Annotated in this window: 11 protein-coding genes; 8 read left to right on the top strand and 3 right to left on the bottom strand. The window is 66.6% G+C overall.

What is annotated here, in order from left to right:
* Positions 1 to 144 precede the first annotated feature (144 nt).
* Positions 145 to 1,182 (bottom strand): patatin-like phospholipase family protein, encoded by a 1,038-nt coding sequence (locus tag ACQ5BL_RS21855; protein ID WP_430293251.1) that lies wholly within the window; start codon positions 1,180 to 1,182, stop codon positions 145 to 147.
* 107 nt (positions 1,183 to 1,289) lie between these two features.
* Between ACQ5BL_RS21855 and selD the strand changes: the two genes are divergently transcribed.
* Together selD and mnmH are read left to right on the top strand one after the other, a co-directional pair.
* A complete protein-coding gene (gene selD / locus ACQ5BL_RS21850) occupies positions 1,290 to 2,324 on the top strand; it encodes a selenide, water dikinase SelD (protein ID WP_430293250.1) in 1,035 nt (344 codons plus the stop codon).
* Positions 2,324 to 3,424, top strand: coding sequence for a tRNA 2-selenouridine(34) synthase MnmH (mnmH, locus tag ACQ5BL_RS21845; RefSeq protein WP_430293249.1), 1,101 nt, complete (start codon positions 2,324 to 2,326; stop codon positions 3,422 to 3,424). Before selD ends, mnmH begins: the two co-directional genes overlap by 1 nt.
* Before the next feature lie 4 nt (positions 3,425 to 3,428).
* Here the strand turns inward: mnmH and ACQ5BL_RS21840 are convergent, their stop codons facing one another.
* The gene (locus ACQ5BL_RS21840; protein WP_430293248.1) at positions 3,429 to 3,890 is read right to left on the bottom strand and encodes a thermonuclease family protein; all 462 of its coding nucleotides are present in this window, start codon (positions 3,888 to 3,890) and stop codon (positions 3,429 to 3,431) included.
* A 59-nt stretch (positions 3,891 to 3,949) separates the two neighbouring features.
* Positions 3,950 to 4,942 carry an aldo/keto reductase gene (locus ACQ5BL_RS21835; RefSeq protein WP_430293247.1) on the bottom strand — a complete coding sequence of 331 codons (993 nt, stop codon included), beginning with the start codon at positions 4,940 to 4,942 and terminating at the stop codon, positions 3,950 to 3,952.
* Between the two features lie 116 nt (positions 4,943 to 5,058).
* Between ACQ5BL_RS21835 and ACQ5BL_RS21830 the strand changes: the two genes are divergently transcribed.
* The 6 genes from ACQ5BL_RS21830 to ACQ5BL_RS21805 all read left to right on the top strand — a co-directional run bounded on the left by ACQ5BL_RS21830 (position 5,059) and on the right by ACQ5BL_RS21805 (position 16,333).
* Positions 5,059 to 5,958: a LysR substrate-binding domain-containing protein gene (locus ACQ5BL_RS21830; RefSeq protein ID WP_430293246.1), complete on the top strand. Its 900-nt coding sequence runs from the start codon at positions 5,059 to 5,061 to the stop codon at positions 5,956 to 5,958.
* 651 nt (positions 5,959 to 6,609) lie between these two features.
* Positions 6,610 to 7,110 (top strand): thiol peroxidase, encoded by a 501-nt coding sequence (gene tpx, locus ACQ5BL_RS21825; protein WP_207888345.1) that lies wholly within the window; start codon positions 6,610 to 6,612, stop codon positions 7,108 to 7,110.
* Positions 7,111 to 7,336: 226 nt separating this feature from the next.
* Positions 7,337 to 8,635 (top strand): MdtA/MuxA family multidrug efflux RND transporter periplasmic adaptor subunit, encoded by a 1,299-nt coding sequence (locus ACQ5BL_RS21820; protein ID WP_430293245.1) that lies wholly within the window; start codon positions 7,337 to 7,339, stop codon positions 8,633 to 8,635.
* The gene (locus tag ACQ5BL_RS21815; protein ID WP_430293244.1) at positions 8,632 to 11,754 is read left to right on the top strand and encodes an MdtB/MuxB family multidrug efflux RND transporter permease subunit; all 3,123 of its coding nucleotides are present in this window, start codon (positions 8,632 to 8,634) and stop codon (positions 11,752 to 11,754) included. The genes ACQ5BL_RS21820 and ACQ5BL_RS21815 overlap by 4 nt, the downstream gene beginning before the upstream one ends.
* A complete protein-coding gene (locus ACQ5BL_RS21810) occupies positions 11,754 to 14,864 on the top strand; it encodes a multidrug efflux RND transporter permease subunit (RefSeq protein ID WP_430293243.1) in 3,111 nt (1,036 codons plus the stop codon). Before ACQ5BL_RS21815 ends, ACQ5BL_RS21810 begins: the two co-directional genes overlap by 1 nt.
* Complete coding sequence (locus tag ACQ5BL_RS21805) at positions 14,861 to 16,333, top strand: efflux transporter outer membrane subunit (protein WP_243809335.1); 1,473 nt, start codon at positions 14,861 to 14,863, stop codon at positions 16,331 to 16,333. The genes ACQ5BL_RS21810 and ACQ5BL_RS21805 overlap by 4 nt, the downstream gene beginning before the upstream one ends.
* Positions 16,334 to 16,337 lie beyond the last annotated feature (4 nt).

Below are 16,337 nucleotides of genomic sequence, written 5' to 3'. Positions count from 1 at the left end.
CAATGCTCTCGTAGGAGCGGACCTTGTCCGCGAAATCCATCGCGACGAAATCTGCGCTAACAGGGATACGCCTGGGTATGTCGCCGACCTGTAGGACCGAGGGGGACGCCCAGTCCTTGCTCGCGAACCGCACAACACCGGCGGTCAATACCGATTCTCTTCCTCATACCGATCCAGCGTATCGCTGGCGATCTGTCGGCCGAGGGCGATCAGTTCCGGGGCCTTGTAGAACTCGAAGAAACGGCACACGCGCTTGGGGACGTTGATCAGGATGTCCGGCGGGTAGCCGGCGATCTTGTATTGCGCCAGCGACGTCTGCATCACCTCGAAGCTCTGGTTCACCAGCTCCAGCAGCGAGGCCGGGCTGCTGCTGTCGATCACCCGGCTGCCGGTGGCCGAGCGTGGCGAGCCCTTGGCCAGGGGGGCGGCGGCCGGTTGCTGCATTTCCGGTTCGGGCGGCTCCTCCGCGAGGGCCGGCATCGGATTGAGCAGGGCATCGGGCAGCAGCTCCGGTGGCGGCTCGCTCTCGGTGCGGCGGAAGAAGTTCAGCTTGCTGGAAAGACCGGAAATCACCGCGTCGAAGCGGCCCATGAGCGCGGGCGGGCGCTCGATCACTGGCAGGGAATACTGGCGCTGATTGGTGGCGTTGAGGTTGACCGCGACGATCAGGTCGGCGTGGGTAGAAACCACCGGGACGATCGGCAGTGGGTTGAGCAGGCCTCCGTCCACCAGCATGCGGCTGCCCTGCATGACCGGGGTGAACAGGCTGGGGATCGCCGCCGAGGCGCGCATGGCCTGGTGCAGGCAGCCTTCCTGGAACCAGATTTCCTGCTGGTTGGTGAGATCGGTGGCCACGGCGGTGTAGGGGATCGGCAGGTCTTCGATGTCGATCTCGCCGAGCATTTCGTGGATCTTGCCGAATACCCGCTCGCCACGGATGGCGCCGAGGCGGAAGCTCACGTCGAGCAGCCGCAGCACGTCCAGGTAGTCCAGGCTTTCCACCCACTCGCGGTACTCTTCCAGCTTGCCGGCGGCGTAGATACCGCCGATCACCGAGCCCATCGAGCAACCGGCGATGCAGACGATCTCGTAGCCGCGCCGTTCGATCTCCTCGATCACGCCGATATGCGCGTAACCCCGTGCGCCGCCGGAGCCGAGTACCAGCGCGATCTGTTTTGACATCGGGTATTCCCCCTTGCGAAACATTTCGACGATACGCCGGGGCACAAGCCGCGCCAAGGTCGGCTTTGCTAGAATCGCGGTCTGATTTTCTTTCGCCGGAGTCCGCGATGAGCGAACCGATCCGCCTGACCCAGTACAGCCATGGTGCCGGCTGTGGTTGCAAGATTTCCCCCAAGGTCCTGGAGGTCATCCTCGCCGGCAGCGGCGCGCAGAACCTCGACCCGAACCTGTGGGTGGGCAATGCCTCGCGCGATGACGCCGCTGTCTATGCTATCGACGCCGAGCGTGGCGTGGTGTCCACCACCGACTTCTTCATGCCGATCGTCGACGATCCCTTCGACTTCGGCCGCATCGCCGCCACCAACGCCATCAGCGACATCTACGCGATGGGCGGCGACCCGTTGATGGCGATCGCCATCCTCGGTTGGCCGGTGAACGTGCTGGCGCCGGAAATCGCCCGCGAGGTGATCGCCGGCGGCCGTAAGGTCTGCGACGAAGCCGGCATCCCGCTGGCCGGTGGCCACTCCATCGACGCGCCCGAGCCGATCTTCGGCCTGGCGGTGACCGGCATGGTCGAGAAGCGCTTCATGAAGCGCAACGACACCGCCACCGTCGGCTGCAAGCTGTACCTGACCAAGCCGCTGGGCATCGGCATCCTCACCACGGCCGAGAAGAAGGCCAAGCTGCGCGCCGAAGACGTGGGCGTCGCCCGCGACTGGATGTGCACCCTGAACAAGCCCGGCTCGCGCTTCGGCAAGCTCGACGGCGTGAAGGCGATGACCGACGTCACCGGTTTCGGCCTGCTCGGCCATCTGGTGGAAATGGCCGACGGCAGCGGGCTGACCGCGCGCATCCGCTACGACGCCGTGCCGCGCCTTGCCAGCGTCGAGTACTACCTGGAAGCCGGCTGCGTGCCGGGCGGTACCCTGCGCAACTTCGACAGCTACGGCGAGCGCATCGCGCCGCTGCCGGAGCTGCACAAGCTGTTGCTGTGCGACCCGCAGACCAGCGGCGGGCTGCTGGTGGCGGTGGAGCCGGCGAGCGAGGCGCAGTTCCTCGCCGCCGCGAAGGAGCTGGGTCTGGACCTGACGCCCATCGGCGAACTGGTTGGCCGACAGCGTCACGCGGTCGAGGTGGTGTGATGCGCGACAACACCCGCCACTACCGCGAGCTGTTTCTGAACGATGTGAAGATGATGGACGTGCGCGCCCCGGTCGAGTTCGACAAGGGCGCCTTCCCGCACACCGTGAACCTGCCGCTGATGAACGACATCGAGCGGCAGAAGGTTGGCACCTGCTACAAGCAGAATGGCCAGCAGGCGGCCATCGCCCTGGGCCACGAGCTGGTCTGCGGCAAGGTCAAGACCGCGCGCATCGAGGCCTGGGCGGCGTTTGCCAAGGCCAATCCGGAGGGCTACCTGTACTGCTTCCGCGGCGGTCTGCGCTCGCAGATCACCCAGCAGTGGCTCAAGAGCGAGGCCGGCATCGAGTACCCGCGTGTGGTCGGTGGCTACAAGGCGATGCGCGCCTTTCTTTTCGACACCACCCAGGCGGCGGCCGAGGAGTGCCAGTTCGTGCTGGTCGGCGGCCTGACCGGCACCGGCAAGACCGAAGTGATCGCCCAACTGGCCAACAGCCTCGACCTGGAAGGCCATGCCAACCACCGGGGTTCCGCCTTCGGTCGTCGCGCCACGCCGCAGCCGGCCCAGATCGATTTCGAGAACCGCCTGGCCATCGACATCCTGAAGAAGCGCCATGCCGGCATGGAGCAGTTCGTGCTGGAGGATGAAGGGCGCATCGTCGGTAGCTGCTCGGTGCCGCTGGAGCTGTACCAGGGCATGCAGCACTACCCGCTGGTGTGGCTGGACGACAGCTTCGAGCAGCGCGTGGAGCGCATCCTCAAGGACTATGTGATCGACCTGTGCGCCGACCATGTGCAGGTGGTGGGCGAGGAGGGCGGTTTCGACGCCTTCGCCGCCTACCTGCGCAAGAGCCTGTCGGGGATCGTCAAACGCCTGGGCGGCGAGCGCTACCAGCGCCTGGCCGCGATCATGGACGCGGCGCTGGACGAGCAGAAGCGCAGCGGCGCGGTGGATCTGCACCGGGGCTGGATCGAAGGGCTGCTGGGCGAATACTACGACCCGATGTACGCCTTCCAGCGTGAGAGCAAGGAGTCGCGCATCGAGTTCCGTGGCACCCAGGCCGAAGTGGTGGAGTACCTGCGTTTCCGCGCGGAGCGCTGAGTTCTCAAGGGGCGCGCCACAGGCCGATGCGGCGCGCCCGTGCTTCCTGCTCCTCGAATTCGTACTGGCCTTTCTCCTCGGCCGTCTGCGCGTCGGTCTGACGCCAACGTGCCAGACCCACGCTCAGCAGCGCACGGCCCACGTCCAGCGTGTGGCCGCAGCCGGGGCAGTCGGCCGGCTCGACCCAGACCGCTGCGCGCAGTGATCCGTCCGCTTCTCGTCGTGCTGCGTGCAGGCTGGCGGTCTTGCCCAGCGCCAGTTGCTGCAGCGTCTCCCGCGCTTGCTCGCCGAGCGCCTGATCCGTCGCAGGGGCGTCAATGCCGCGCAGGTGAATGCTCGCGGAGGTGCCATCGCTGCCCTGGCAATTGAGCAGGTCGCCGCTGTGAACGGCGGTGATCCGGCAGTCTTCCTGCGCCAGTGCGGCGCAGGACAGGGTCAGCAACAGCAGGGCGGGAATCCGTCGCATGGGGCCTCCATCAAGCGAACGCCAGCATAACCGCTGGCGTTCGCTTGCGTGGCGCAGGCTCACTGGATCAGGCGCATCACCTCTTCGCTGTAGCGCCCGCCGGCGGCGGCTCCGGCGGGGAAGATGGCGTCGATTTCGGCCAGCTCCGCCGGACTGAGCTCCAGCGCCACGGCGGCGACGTTCTCCTCCAGGTACTTGCGCTGCTTGGTGCCGGGAATCGGAACCAGGTGCTCGCCTTGCGCCAGCACCCAGGCCAACGCCAGCTGCGAGGGTTTCACCCCGCGCTCGGCGGCCATTTCGCCGACTTTCTCCACCAGTTGCAGGTTTTTGGCGAAGTTTTCCCCGGTGAAGCGCGGGTTGAAGCGGCGGTAGTCATCTTCGGCGAAATCGTCCGGACTCTTCAGGGCGCCAGTGAGGAAGCCGCGCCCCAGCGGGCTGTAGGGGACGAAGCCGATACCCAGGCGGCGGCAGGTGTCCAGCACGCCGTTTTCCTCCGGGTCGCGGGTCCATAGGGAATATTCGCTTTGCAGGGCGGTGATCGGGTGGACCTTGTGGGCGCGCTCCAGAGTCTCGGCCGAGGCTTCGCTCAGGCCCAGGTAGCGCACCTTGCCGGCCCGCACCAGCTCGGCCATGGCGCCGACGGTTTCCTCGATGGGCACCGACGGGTCGACGCGGTGCTGGTAGTAGAGGTCGATGTGGTCAGTGCCCAGGCGCTTGAGGCTGCCTTCCACGGCTTGCCGCACGTACTCCGGGCGTCCGTCGGCACCACGGCTCGCGGGCTGGTCCGGGTTGCGTACCAGGCCGAACTTGGTGGCCAGGAAAATCTGCTCGCGCTTGCCTTTCAGTGCGCGGCCGAGGAGTTCTTCGTTGGTGTGCGGGCCATAGACGTCGGCGGTGTCGAACAGCGTGACACCCAGTTCCAGGGCGCGGTGCAGGGTAGCGATGGATTCCTTCTCGTCGATGCCGGTGGTGTAGAAGTCGGACATGCCCATGCAGCCGAGGCCGATGGTGGAAACGCTGGGGCCCTGCGGGCCGAGACGGCGGGTTTTCATGCTCAGTTCTCCGGGAAATGGGGAAGCGGATTCATTCTTGTTGTTTGGCTGGAATGGATAAACCGGCTGATTACGGTTTAACTATTTGCTCGGAATGAATAATCGGAGTCCTCGCCATGGATCGCGTGCAGGCCATGCAGGTGTTCACCCGCATTGTCGAGCTCAAGGCCTTCGGCAAGGCCGCGGACAGCCTGCAGCTGCCGCGCGCCAGCGTGACCCAGCTGATCCAGCAGCTGGAGTCGCACCTGAGCGTGCAACTGCTGCGTCGCACCACCCGCCAGGTCAGCGTCACGCCTGACGGCCAGGCCTACTACGAACGCTGCGTGCGGTTGCTGGAGGACCTGGAGGAGGCGGAGAACTGCTTTTCCGAGTCGCCGGGCAACCCGCGCGGCAAGTTGCGGGTCGACCTGCCCAGCTCGCTGGGGCGGCTGGTGGTGATCCCGGCACTGCCGGCGTTCTGCCGCCGCTATCCGCAGATCGAGCTGGAGCTGAGCCTCAACGATCGCCAGGTGGACCTGGTGCGCGAGGGCGTGGATTGCGTGCTGCGCGCGGGCGATCTGCCGGATTCCAGCCTGGTGGGCCGGCGTATCGCCGAGCTGGAGCAGCTCACCTGCGTGAGTCGCTCCTACCTGGAGGAATATGGCGTGCCGGAGCATCCGGATCGGCTGGCCGGGCACCTGGCGGTGAACTACCAGTCGGCATCCAGCGGACGCATCTTCGACCTGGAGTTTCGTTTCGGGGACCGGTTGCTTACCACCCGGTTGCCGAGCCGGATCACGGTGAACAACGCCGATGCCTATATCGCCGCCTGCCGTGCCGGTTTCGGAATGATCCAGGCGCCGCGTTATCACCTGTGCGACGGGCTGGCCAGTGGCGAGCTGGTGGAGGTGCTGGAGCAGTGGCGACCACCGCCGTTGGCACTGAGTGTTCTGTATCCGGTGCGACGGCAGATGTCGCGGCGGTTGCGGGTGTTTTCCGATTGGCTCGCGCAGCTGTTTGCGGAGCGGAGGTGGTGAGGGGGCTTCGGTCCTACAGGCGTTCATCCTGAAACGTGGGTGCAGTGGCAAGATTTCGCGGACAAGGTCCGCTCCTACGGGGGCTTCTCATTGCTCCGGCTTTTGCTCTGAGGATTTCCAGAAAAACGCCCGCGCACTCCGGAGCGCCCCTTCAGGAGGCCGAGTGGAGTCGGAGTTTCAGGGGTTGAGCGGCATGGATGCCGCGAGAGCGTCGTCGGGCCAGGGATGGCCCGTCGACGCGTGCCCCTGAAACTTCGACGGAGCGAGGGCATTTTTCGCCTAAGCGAAAAACCGGATGCAGGGGCAAGGCCTTTTGGTTCCTTTTGGGCCCCAAAAGGGACTCGCCCGAGGGGGCGAAACAAAATCTTTCAGCACACGCCGAAGCGGCGCAGAAACACCGAGCAAGACGGCGGATAACGCCAGAGGCGTTATTCGCCCTACGAGAGCAAGAGCATCGCGGACGGAGTCCGCTCCTACAGGGGCCAGGTTTCGCTGTCGATATCCGAGGAAATCCGCAGCCGGAACCCACGCCCCAATATCCCGAGCGTTCCACTCAGGCAAGTCGTGCTAGGATTTGCCCCCGGCCCCGATACCTCGGGCGGTGTTGGCACTCCGCCAGCGCTGCCACCCCTCACCAGAAGGATCCAAGCAATGGCTCAAGTCACCCTCAAGGGCAATCCGGTTTCCGTCGACGGCAAGCTGCCGCAGAAAGGCGAACAGGCTCCGGCCCTCAAGCTGGTCGCTGGCGACCTGTCCGACGTCTCCCTGGAAAACTACGCCGGCAAGCGCAAGGTGCTGAACATCTTCCCCAGCGTCGACACCCCGACCTGCGCCACCTCCGTGCGCAAGTTCAACGCTGAAGCCAGCAAGCTGGCCAACACTGTCGTGCTGTGCGTTTCCGCCGATCTGCCGTTCGCCCAGGCGCGCTTCTGCGGCGCCGAAGGCCTGGAGAACGTGGTCAACCTGTCCACCCTGCGTGGCCGCGAATTCCTCGCCAACTACGGTGTGGCCATCTCCAGCGGTCCGCTGGTCGGCCTGGCTGCCCGCGCAGTCGTCGTTCTGGACGAGCAGAACAAGGTGCTGCACAGCGAGCTGGTTGGCGAAATCGCCGACGAGCCGAACTACGCCGCCGCCATCGCTGCCCTGAGCTGATACTCCGGCGCTGATGCTCCTGCGTTGATGTGACAACCGGGCCGATCTGCAAGGTCGGCCCGGCTGGTCGGAACCCTTCCGGCCGATCCGGGTCGCAACGTCCTGGAAAATTCGTAACCTCCGGTAAATCAAAGGTAAATAGCGGGTAAAGAGACTTTGCCTGCGGCCTCGCTGTGCTTATCGTTCAGCCTCGCTATCCTCTTTTCTTTTCGCCATGACGACGACCATGACCCCAAGCAATGGAATGCCCTCCAAACTCCGCACCCTGCGCCCCTGGCTCTTCACCGCGCTGATCTTCGCCGCCGTGGTGGGGCTGATCATGTGGCTGCACTCGACGTCCAGCGGGGCGCCGGCGGCCCAGGGCGGCGGACGTGGCGGGCGGCCGAGTGCGGGACAGATGGCGGCGGGGCAGGGCGCGGCGGTGACGGTCAGCGTCGCGCCGGTGCTCAAGGGTGACCTGCCGGTGCACTACCACGCGCTGGGCACCGTCACGGCCTACAACACGGTCAACGTCCGCGCGCGGGTCAGCGGCCAACTGGTCAAGGTGCCGTTCCAGGAAGGCCAGGAGGTTAAGGCCGGCGACGTGCTCGCGGTGATCGACCCGCGCCCGTTCCAGGCCGCGCTGGATCAGGCCCAGGGCACTTTGCTGCAGAACCAGGCGCAGCTGAAGAACGCGCAGATCGATCTGGCTCGCTACAAGGGGCTGTACGCCGAGGACTCCATCGCCAAGCAGACCCTGGACACCCAGGAAGCCCTGGTGCGCCAGTACCAAGGCACCCTGAAGACCAACGAAGGCCAGGTCGCCGACGCCAGGCTCAACCTCGAATTCACCCAGGTGCGCGCGCCCATCTCCGGTCGCGTCGGCCTGCGCCAGGTGGACGTGGGCAACCTGGTCACCTCCGGCGACACCACGCCGCTGGTGGTCATCACCCAGGTCAAGCCGATCTCCGTGGTGTTCAGCCTGCCGCAGCAGCAGCTCGGCACCATCGCCCGCGAGCTGTACGGCAACAAGCCGGTGCCGGTCCAGGCGCTGGACCGCAACCAGAACCAGACCCTGGCTACCGGAGTGCTGAAAACCCTGGACAACCAGATCGACACCACCACCGGCACCGTCAAGCTCAAGGCCGGTTTCGATAACGACGACCACAAGTTGTTCCCCAACCAGTTCGTCAACGTGCGCCTGCTCGCCGAGACCCTGCAGGGCGTGCTGACCATCCCGGCCAACGCCGTGCAGCGCGGCAACGACGGCACCTACGTGTATAGGGTCGGTGAGGACGACAAGGCCAAGCGCCAGCTCGTCACCCTGGGCACCAGCGAGGGCGAGCGGGTGGTGGTCAGCGAGGGCCTGAAGGAGGGCGACCGGGTGGTCGTCGAGGGCACCGACCGCCTGCGCGACGGCATGCGCCTGAACATCGTCGCTTCCGACGAGAAGGCCCGCGCCGCCGCCAGCCAGGACGGCGACAAGTCCACCGCCAAGCCGTTCGGTTCGGACAGCCCGGTCCAGGACAGCGGTAAGAGCGAATGAACCCGTCACGCCTGTTCATCCTGCGGCCGGTCGCCACCACGCTGTTGATGGTGGCAATCCTGCTGTCGGGGATCATCGCCTACCGCTTCCTGCCGATCTCGGCGCTGCCGGAGGTGGACTACCCGACCATCCAGGTGGTGACCCTGTACCCCGGCGCCAGCCCGGACATCATGACCTCCTCGGTCACCGCGCCGCTGGAGAACCAGCTGGGGCAGATTCCCGGCCTGAACGAGATGTCGTCCACCAGCTCCGGCGGCGCCTCGGTGATCACCCTGCAGTTCAGCCTGCAGGTGAACCTCGACGTGGCCGAGCAGGAAGTGCAGGCGGCGATCAACACCGCGCAGAGCCTGCTGCCCAAGGACCTGCCGAACCAGCCGGTGTACAGCAAGGTGAACCCGGCGGATGCGCCGATCCTGACCCTGGCGGTGATGTCCAAGGACATGCCGCTGCCGCAGATCCAGGACCTGGTCGACACCCGTCTTGCGCAGAAGATTTCGCAGATTTCCGGCGTCGGCCTGGTCAGCATCAGCGGCGGCCAGCGCCCGGCCGTGCGCATCCGCGCCAACCCGGCGGCCCTGGCCTCGGCCGGCCTGAGCCTGCAGGACCTGCAGACCACCGTCACCAACAACAACCTCAACGGCCCCAAGGGCAGCTTCGACGGTCCGACCCGCTCCTCGACCCTGGACGCCAACGACCAGCTCAAGTCCGCCGACGCCTACCGCGACCTGATCATCGCCTACAAGAACGGCTCGCCGTTGCGCGTGCGTGACGTGGCCAGCGTGGAAGACGACGCCGAGAACGTGCGCCTGGCCGCCTGGGCCAACACCTCGCCGGCGGTGGTGCTGAACATCCAGCGCCAGCCGGGCGCCAACGTCATCGAGGTGGTGGACAGCATCAAGCAGATGCTGCCGCAGTTGCAGGCGAACCTGCCGGGCAGCCTCGAAGTGACGGTGCTCACCGACCGCACCACGACCATCCGCGCTTCGGTGGCGGACGTGCAGTTCGAGCTGCTGCTCGCCGTCTGCCTGGTGGTGATGGTCACCTTCCTGTTCCTGCGCAATCTCTCCGCGACCCTGATTCCCAGCTTCGCCGTGCCGCTGTCGCTGATCGGCACCTTCGGCGTGATGTACCTCGCCGGCTTCTCGATCAACAACCTGACGCTGATGGCCCTGACCATCGCCACCGGCTTCGTGGTGGACGACGCCATCGTCATGGTGGAGAACATCGCCCGCTACCTGGAGCAGGGCGACTCGCCGCTGGATGCCGCGCTCAAGGGCTCGAAACAGATCGGCTTCACCATCATCTCGCTGACTTTCTCGCTGATCGCCGTGCTGATCCCGCTGCTGTTCATGGGCGACGTGGCCGGGCGGCTGTTCCGCGAGTTCGCCATCACCCTGGCGGTGGCGATCCTGATTTCCGGCTTCGTCTCCCTGACCCTGACGCCGATGCTCAGCGCCAAGCTGCTGCGCCACGTCGAGCCGGAGAAGGAAGGGCGCTTCGCCCGGGCCGCCGGCCGCTTCATCGAGCGCATGATCGAGCGCTACGCCGCCGCGCTGCGCGTGGTCCTGCGTCATCAGCCGCTGACTCTGCTGGTGGCCATCGCCACCCTGGCGTTCACCGCGCTGCTCTATGTGGTCATGCCCAAGGGCTTCTTCCCGGTGCAGGACACCGGGGTGATCCAGGGCATCGCCGAGGCGCCGCAGTCGATTTCCTTCCAGGCCATGGCGGGCCGCCAGCAGGACCTGGCCAAGGTGGTGCTGCAGGACCCGGCGGTGGAAAGCCTGTCGTCCTTCATCGGCGTCGACGGCACCAACGCCACGCTCAACACCGGCCGGCTGCTGATCAACCTGAAGCCCCACGCCGACCGCGACGTCACCGCCACCGAAGTGATCCAGCGCCTGCAACCGGAGCTGGACAAGGTCCCGGGCATCCGCCTGTACCTGCAGCCGGTGCAGGACCTGACCATCGAAGACCGCATCGCCCGTACCCAGTACCAGTTCACCCTGCAGGACGCCGACCCTGAGGTGCTGTCCGAATGGGTACCGAAACTGGTGGACCATCTGGAGCAGTTGCCGGAGCTGGTGGATGTCGCCAGCGACTGGCAGGACAAGGGCCTGCAGGCCTACATCAATATCGACCGCGACACCGCCTCGCGCCTGGGCGTGAGCCTGTCGAGCATCGACAGTGTGCTGTACAACGCCTTCGGCCAGCGGCTGATCTCCACCATCTTCACCCAGGCTACCCAGTACCGCGTGGTGCTGGAGGTGGCGCCGGAATTCCAGATCGGCCCGCAGTCGCTGGACAACCTCTACGTGCCCGCCAGCGACGGCACCCAGGTGCGCCTGTCGAGCCTGGCGAAGGTCGAGGAGCGCCACACCCTGCTGGCGGTCAACCACATCGCCCAGTTCCCGGCCGCGACCATCTCCTTCAACCTGGCCAAGGGCGTCGCCCTGGGCGAGGCAGTGCAGGCGATCCGCGGCGTCGAGGCGCAGATGGAACTGCCGGTGAGCCTGCAGGGCAGCTTCCGTGGCGCGGCGCAGGCGTTCGAGTCGTCGCTGTCGAACACCCTGCTGCTGGTGCTGGCGTCCATCGTCACCATGTACATCGTGCTGGGGATTCTCTACGAGAGCTTCATCCACCCGGTAACCATCCTCTCCACGTTGCCCTCGGCGGGCGTGGGCGCGCTGCTGGCGCTGATGCTGGCGGGGCAGGACATCGGCATCGTGGCGATCATCGGCATCATCCTGCTGATCGGCATCGTCAAGAAGAACGCGATCATGATGATCGACTTCGCCCTGGATGCCGAACGCAACGAGGGCAAGCCGCCCCATGAGGCGATCTACCAGGCCTGCCTGCTGCGCTTCCGGCCGATCCTGATGACCACCATGGCCGCACTGCTCGGCGCGCTGCCGCTGATGCTCGCCGGCGGCGCCGGCGCCGAGCTGCGCCGGCCGCTGGGCGTGACCATGGTCGGCGGCCTGCTGCTGAGCCAGTTGCTGACCCTGTTCACCACCCCGGTGATCTACCTGTACTTCGACCGCCTGGCCGCGCGCTGGGCCGCCTGGCGCGGCCGCCATGGCCTGGACGTGAACAGCATCGATCCGGCGGAGCGCGGGTGATGAATCTGTCGCGCCCGTTCATCCTGCGTCCGGTCGCCACCAGCCTGCTGACCCTGGCGCTGATGCTGGCCGGCATCCTGTCGTTCGGCCTGCTGCCGGTGGCGCCGCTGCCCAACGTGGATTTCCCGACCATCCTGGTGCAGGCGGCGCTGCCCGGCGCCAGCCCGGAGACCATGGCCTCCTCCGTGGCGACCCCGCTGGAACGCGCCCTGGGGCGCATCGCCGGGATCACCGACATGACCTCCAGCAGTTCGCTGGGCAACACCACCATCATCGTGCAGTTCGACCTGTCCAAGGACATCGACGGTGCCGCGCGGGAGGTGCAGTCGGCGATCAACGCGGCGATGAGCCTGTTACCCACCGGCATGCCGAACAACCCGACGTACCGCAAGGCGAACCCGTCGGACATGCCGATCATGATCCTCACCCTGACCTCGGACACCTATTCCCGCGGGCAGATGTACGACCTCGCCTCGACCATCGTCTCGCCCAAGCTGGCGCAGGTGAAGGGTGTGGGCCAGGTGAGCATCGGCGGCTCCTCGCTGCCGGCGGTGCGGGTCGACGTCAACCCGGACCAGCTCAGCCAGTACGGCATCTCCCTGGACAACGTGCGCACCGCCATCGACAACACCAACGCCGATGGGCCCAAGGGCTCGCTGGAATTCGGCGGGCGGCACTGGCAGGTGGACTCCAACGACCAGCTGCGCAAGGCCAGCGAATACGCGCCGCTGATCGTCCACTACAACGCCGAGACCGGCGCGGCGGTGCGCCTGAGGGATGTGGCCAAGGTTTCCGACTCGGTGGAGGACGTGCGCAACGCCGGCTTCTCCGACAACCTGCCGGCGGTGCTGCTGATCATCACCCGCCAGCCGGGCGCCAACATCATCGAGGCCACCGACGCCATCCACGAGCAGCTGCCGATCATCCAGGACGTGCTCGGCCCGCAGGTGAAGCTGTCGGTGATGGACGACCGCAGCCCGTCGATCCGCTCCTCCCTGGACGAGGCCGAGCTGACCCTGATCATCTCGGTGATGCTGGTGATCCTGGTGGTCTACCTGTTCCTGCGCAACGGCCGCGCCACGTTGATCCCCAGCCTCGCGGTGCCGGTGTCGCTGGTGGGCACCTTCGCGGTCATGTACCTGTGCGGCTTCTCGCTGAACAACCTGTCGCTGATGGCGCTGATCATCGCCACCGGCTTCGTGGTGGACGACGCCATCGTCGTCGTGGAGAACATCGCCCGGCGCATCGAGGAGGGCGACCCGCCGCTCAAGGCGGCCATTCGCGGTGCGCGCGAAGTGAGCTTCACCGTGCTGTCGATGACCCTGTCGCTGGTGGCGGTGTTCATCCCGCTGCTGCTGATGGGCGGCATCACCGGGCGGCTGTTCCGTGAATTCTCGGTGACCCTGGCGGCGGCCATCCTGGTCTCGCTGGTGGTGTCCCTGACCCTGACGCCGATGCTCTGCGCGCGGCTGCTCAAGCCCATCGAGCGGCCGCAGAAAGCCTCGGTGGCGCGCCAGACCAATCGCTACTTCGTCGCCTTCATGCTGCGTTACCGCGCGAGCCTGAGCTGGGCGCTGGAGCATTCGCGGCTGATGGTGGTCATCATGCTCGGCTGCATCGCGCTGAACGTCTACCTGTTCGTGGTGGTGCCCAAGGGCTTCCTGCCGCAGCAGGATTCCGGACGCCTGCGTGGCTTCGCGGTGGCCGACCAGAGCATCTCGTTCCAGGCGCTGGACCAGAAGATGGCGCAGTTCCGCACCATCCTCTCCGCCGATCCGGGCGTGGAGAACGTGGTGGGCTTCGTCGGCGGCGGCAAGTGGCAGTCGAGCAACACCGGCTCCTTCTTCGTCACCCTGAAGGACATCGGCGAGCGCGACTCGGCGGATGTCATCGTCAACCGTCTGCGCAAGCAGCTGGCGAAGATTCCCGGCGCCACGCTCTACCTGCAGGCCGGCCAGGACGTGCGCATCGGCGGCCGGCAGAGCAACGCCCAGTACGAATTCACCCTGCGCAGCGACGACCTGGCTCTGCTGCGCGAGTGGGGGCCGAAGGTCGAGGCGGTGCTGAACAAGGTGCCGCAGCTGGTGGACGTCAACAGCGACGCCCAGGACAAGGGCGTGCAGAGCCGCCTGGTGATCGACCGCGACCGCGCCGCCAGCCTCGGGGTCAACGTCGCCGACGTGGACGCGGTGCTGAACAACTCCTACGGCCAGCGCCAGGTGTCGACCATCTTCAATCCGCTGAACCAGTACCACGTGGTGATGGAGGTGGATCAGCCCTACCAGGAGTCGCCGGAAGAGCTGCGCCAGGTCTACGTGATCGGCGGCGACGGCCAGCGCGTGCCGCTGTCGGCCTTCACCCACGTGGAGCCGAGCCGCGCGCCGCTGACGGTCAACCACCAGGGGCAGTTCGCCGCGACCACCTTCTCCTTCAACCTGGCGCCCGGCGCGCTGATCGGCCCGGCCCGCGACGCGGTGATGGCGGCGCTGGAGCCGTTGCACCTGCCCATCGATATCCAGGCCACCTTCGAAGGCAGCGCCGGCGCGGTGCAGGACACCCAGAACAACATGCCCTGGCTGATCCTGCTGGCGCTGGTGTCGGTGTACATCGTGCTCGGCATCCTCTACGAGAGCTACGTGCACCCGCTGACCATCCTCTCGACGCTGCCGTCCGCCGGCGTGGGGGCGCTGCTCACGCTGATGCTGTTCCGCACCGAGCTGTCGCTGATCGCGCTGATCGGGGTGATCCTGCTGATCGGCATCGTGAAGAAGAACGCCATCATGATGATCGACTTTGCCCTCGACGCCGAACGCAGCCTCGGCCTGTCGCCGCGCGACGCGATCCTGGAGGCCTGCATGAAGCGCTTCCGGCCGATCATGATGACCACCCTGGCCGCCATCCTCGGCGCCTTGCCGCTGATCTTCGGCGTCGGCGGCGACGCCGCGCTGCGCCGCCCGCTGGGCATGACCATCGTCGGCGGCCTGATCGGCAGCCAGTTGCTGACCCTGTACACCACCCCCGTCGTCTACCTCTACCTCGACCGCCTGCGCCATTGGGTCAACAAGAAGCGCGGCGTGCGCACCGACGGCGCCCTGGAGACACCCGTATGATCCGCTCCCGTTCTCTTCTCCCATTGGCGCTCGCCGTGGCCCTGGCCGGTTGCGCCATCGGCCCGGACTACCAGCGCCCCGAGCTGACGGTGCCCGCCGGCTTCAAGGAGGGCGAGGGCTGGCAACTGGCCAAGCCCCAGGACGGCTTCAACCACGGCGCCTGGTGGGAGCTGTACGGCGACGCCACGCTGAACGACCTGCAGACCCGCCTGGTCGCCGCCAACCAGACCCTGGCGCAATCGGTGGCGTCCTATCGCCAGGCCCAGGCATTGGCCAAGGGCGCGCGTTCTTCGTTCTTCCCGACTATCAGCGCCGACGCCGGCAAGACCCGCTCCGGCCAGGGCACCGGCAGCGGCGGCAGCGTGCGTCTGCCGGATGGCTCCACCGTGGCCAGCGGTGGCGGCGGTGGCATCTCCAACAGCTATGACGCCAGTCTCGGCGTGAGCTGGGAACTGGACCTGTGGGGCAAGCTGCGCCGCCAGCTGGAAGCCGACACCGCGAGCATGGATGCCAGCGCCGCCGATCTCGCCGCCTCGCGCCTGTCGCTGCAGTCGGAGCTGACCCAGGACTACCTGCAACTGCGTGTCATGGACCGGCAGATCAAGCTGCTCAACGACACGGTGGTCGCCTATGAGCGCTCGCTGAAACTCACCGAGAACCAGTACAACGCCGGCATCGTCACCAAGGCCGACGTGGCCCAGGCGCGCACCCAGCTCAAGAGCACCCAGGCCCAGGCCATCGACCTGAAATACCAGCGCGCCCAGCTGGAGCACGCCATTGCCGTGCTGGTTGGCGTGCCGCCGGCGCAGTTCTCCCTCGCCGCCGTGGATGCCGTGCCGGCGCTGCCGCAGGTGCCCGGTCTGCTGCCGTCGGAACTGCTGCAGCGTCGCCCGGACGTGGCTTCGGCCGAGCGCAAGGTGATCGCCGCCAACGCGCAGATCGGCGTGGCCAAGGCTGCCTGGTTCCCCGACCTGACCTTGACCGCCGCCGGTGGCTACCGCAGCGGCAGCTTCCAGAACTGGATCGAGACGCCCAACCGCTACTGGTCCATCGGTCCGCAGTTCGCCATGACCCTGTTCGACGGTGGCCTGATCGCCTCCCAGGTCGAGCAGGCCGAGGCCAGTTACGACCAGACCGTGGCCAGCTACCGGCAGACCGTGCTGGACAGCTTCCGCGAGGTGGAGGACTACATGGTCCAGCTCAAGGTGCTGGAAGAGGAGAGCGGTGTGCAGCAGGAAGCGCTGGACGCCGCCCGCGAAGCGCTGCGCCTGACCTTCAACCAGTACAAGGCCGGCACCATCGACTACAGCAACGTGGTCACCACCCAGACCAGCGCGTTGTCCAACGAGCGCACCCTGCTGACCCTGCAGGGCAGTCGGTTGACCGCCAGCGTGCAACTGATCGCCGCGCTGGGCGGTGGCTGGGATGCCGCGAAAATCGCTGAGGAAGGGCAGGCAACGCGGGACTGACGGG

The organism is Pseudomonas sp. B1-22 (assembly GCF_050474425.1).
In the GTDB taxonomy this organism is placed as follows: Bacteria; Pseudomonadota; Gammaproteobacteria; order Pseudomonadales; family Pseudomonadaceae; genus Pseudomonas.
This window is presented reverse-complemented; position numbering and strand designations above follow the sequence as displayed.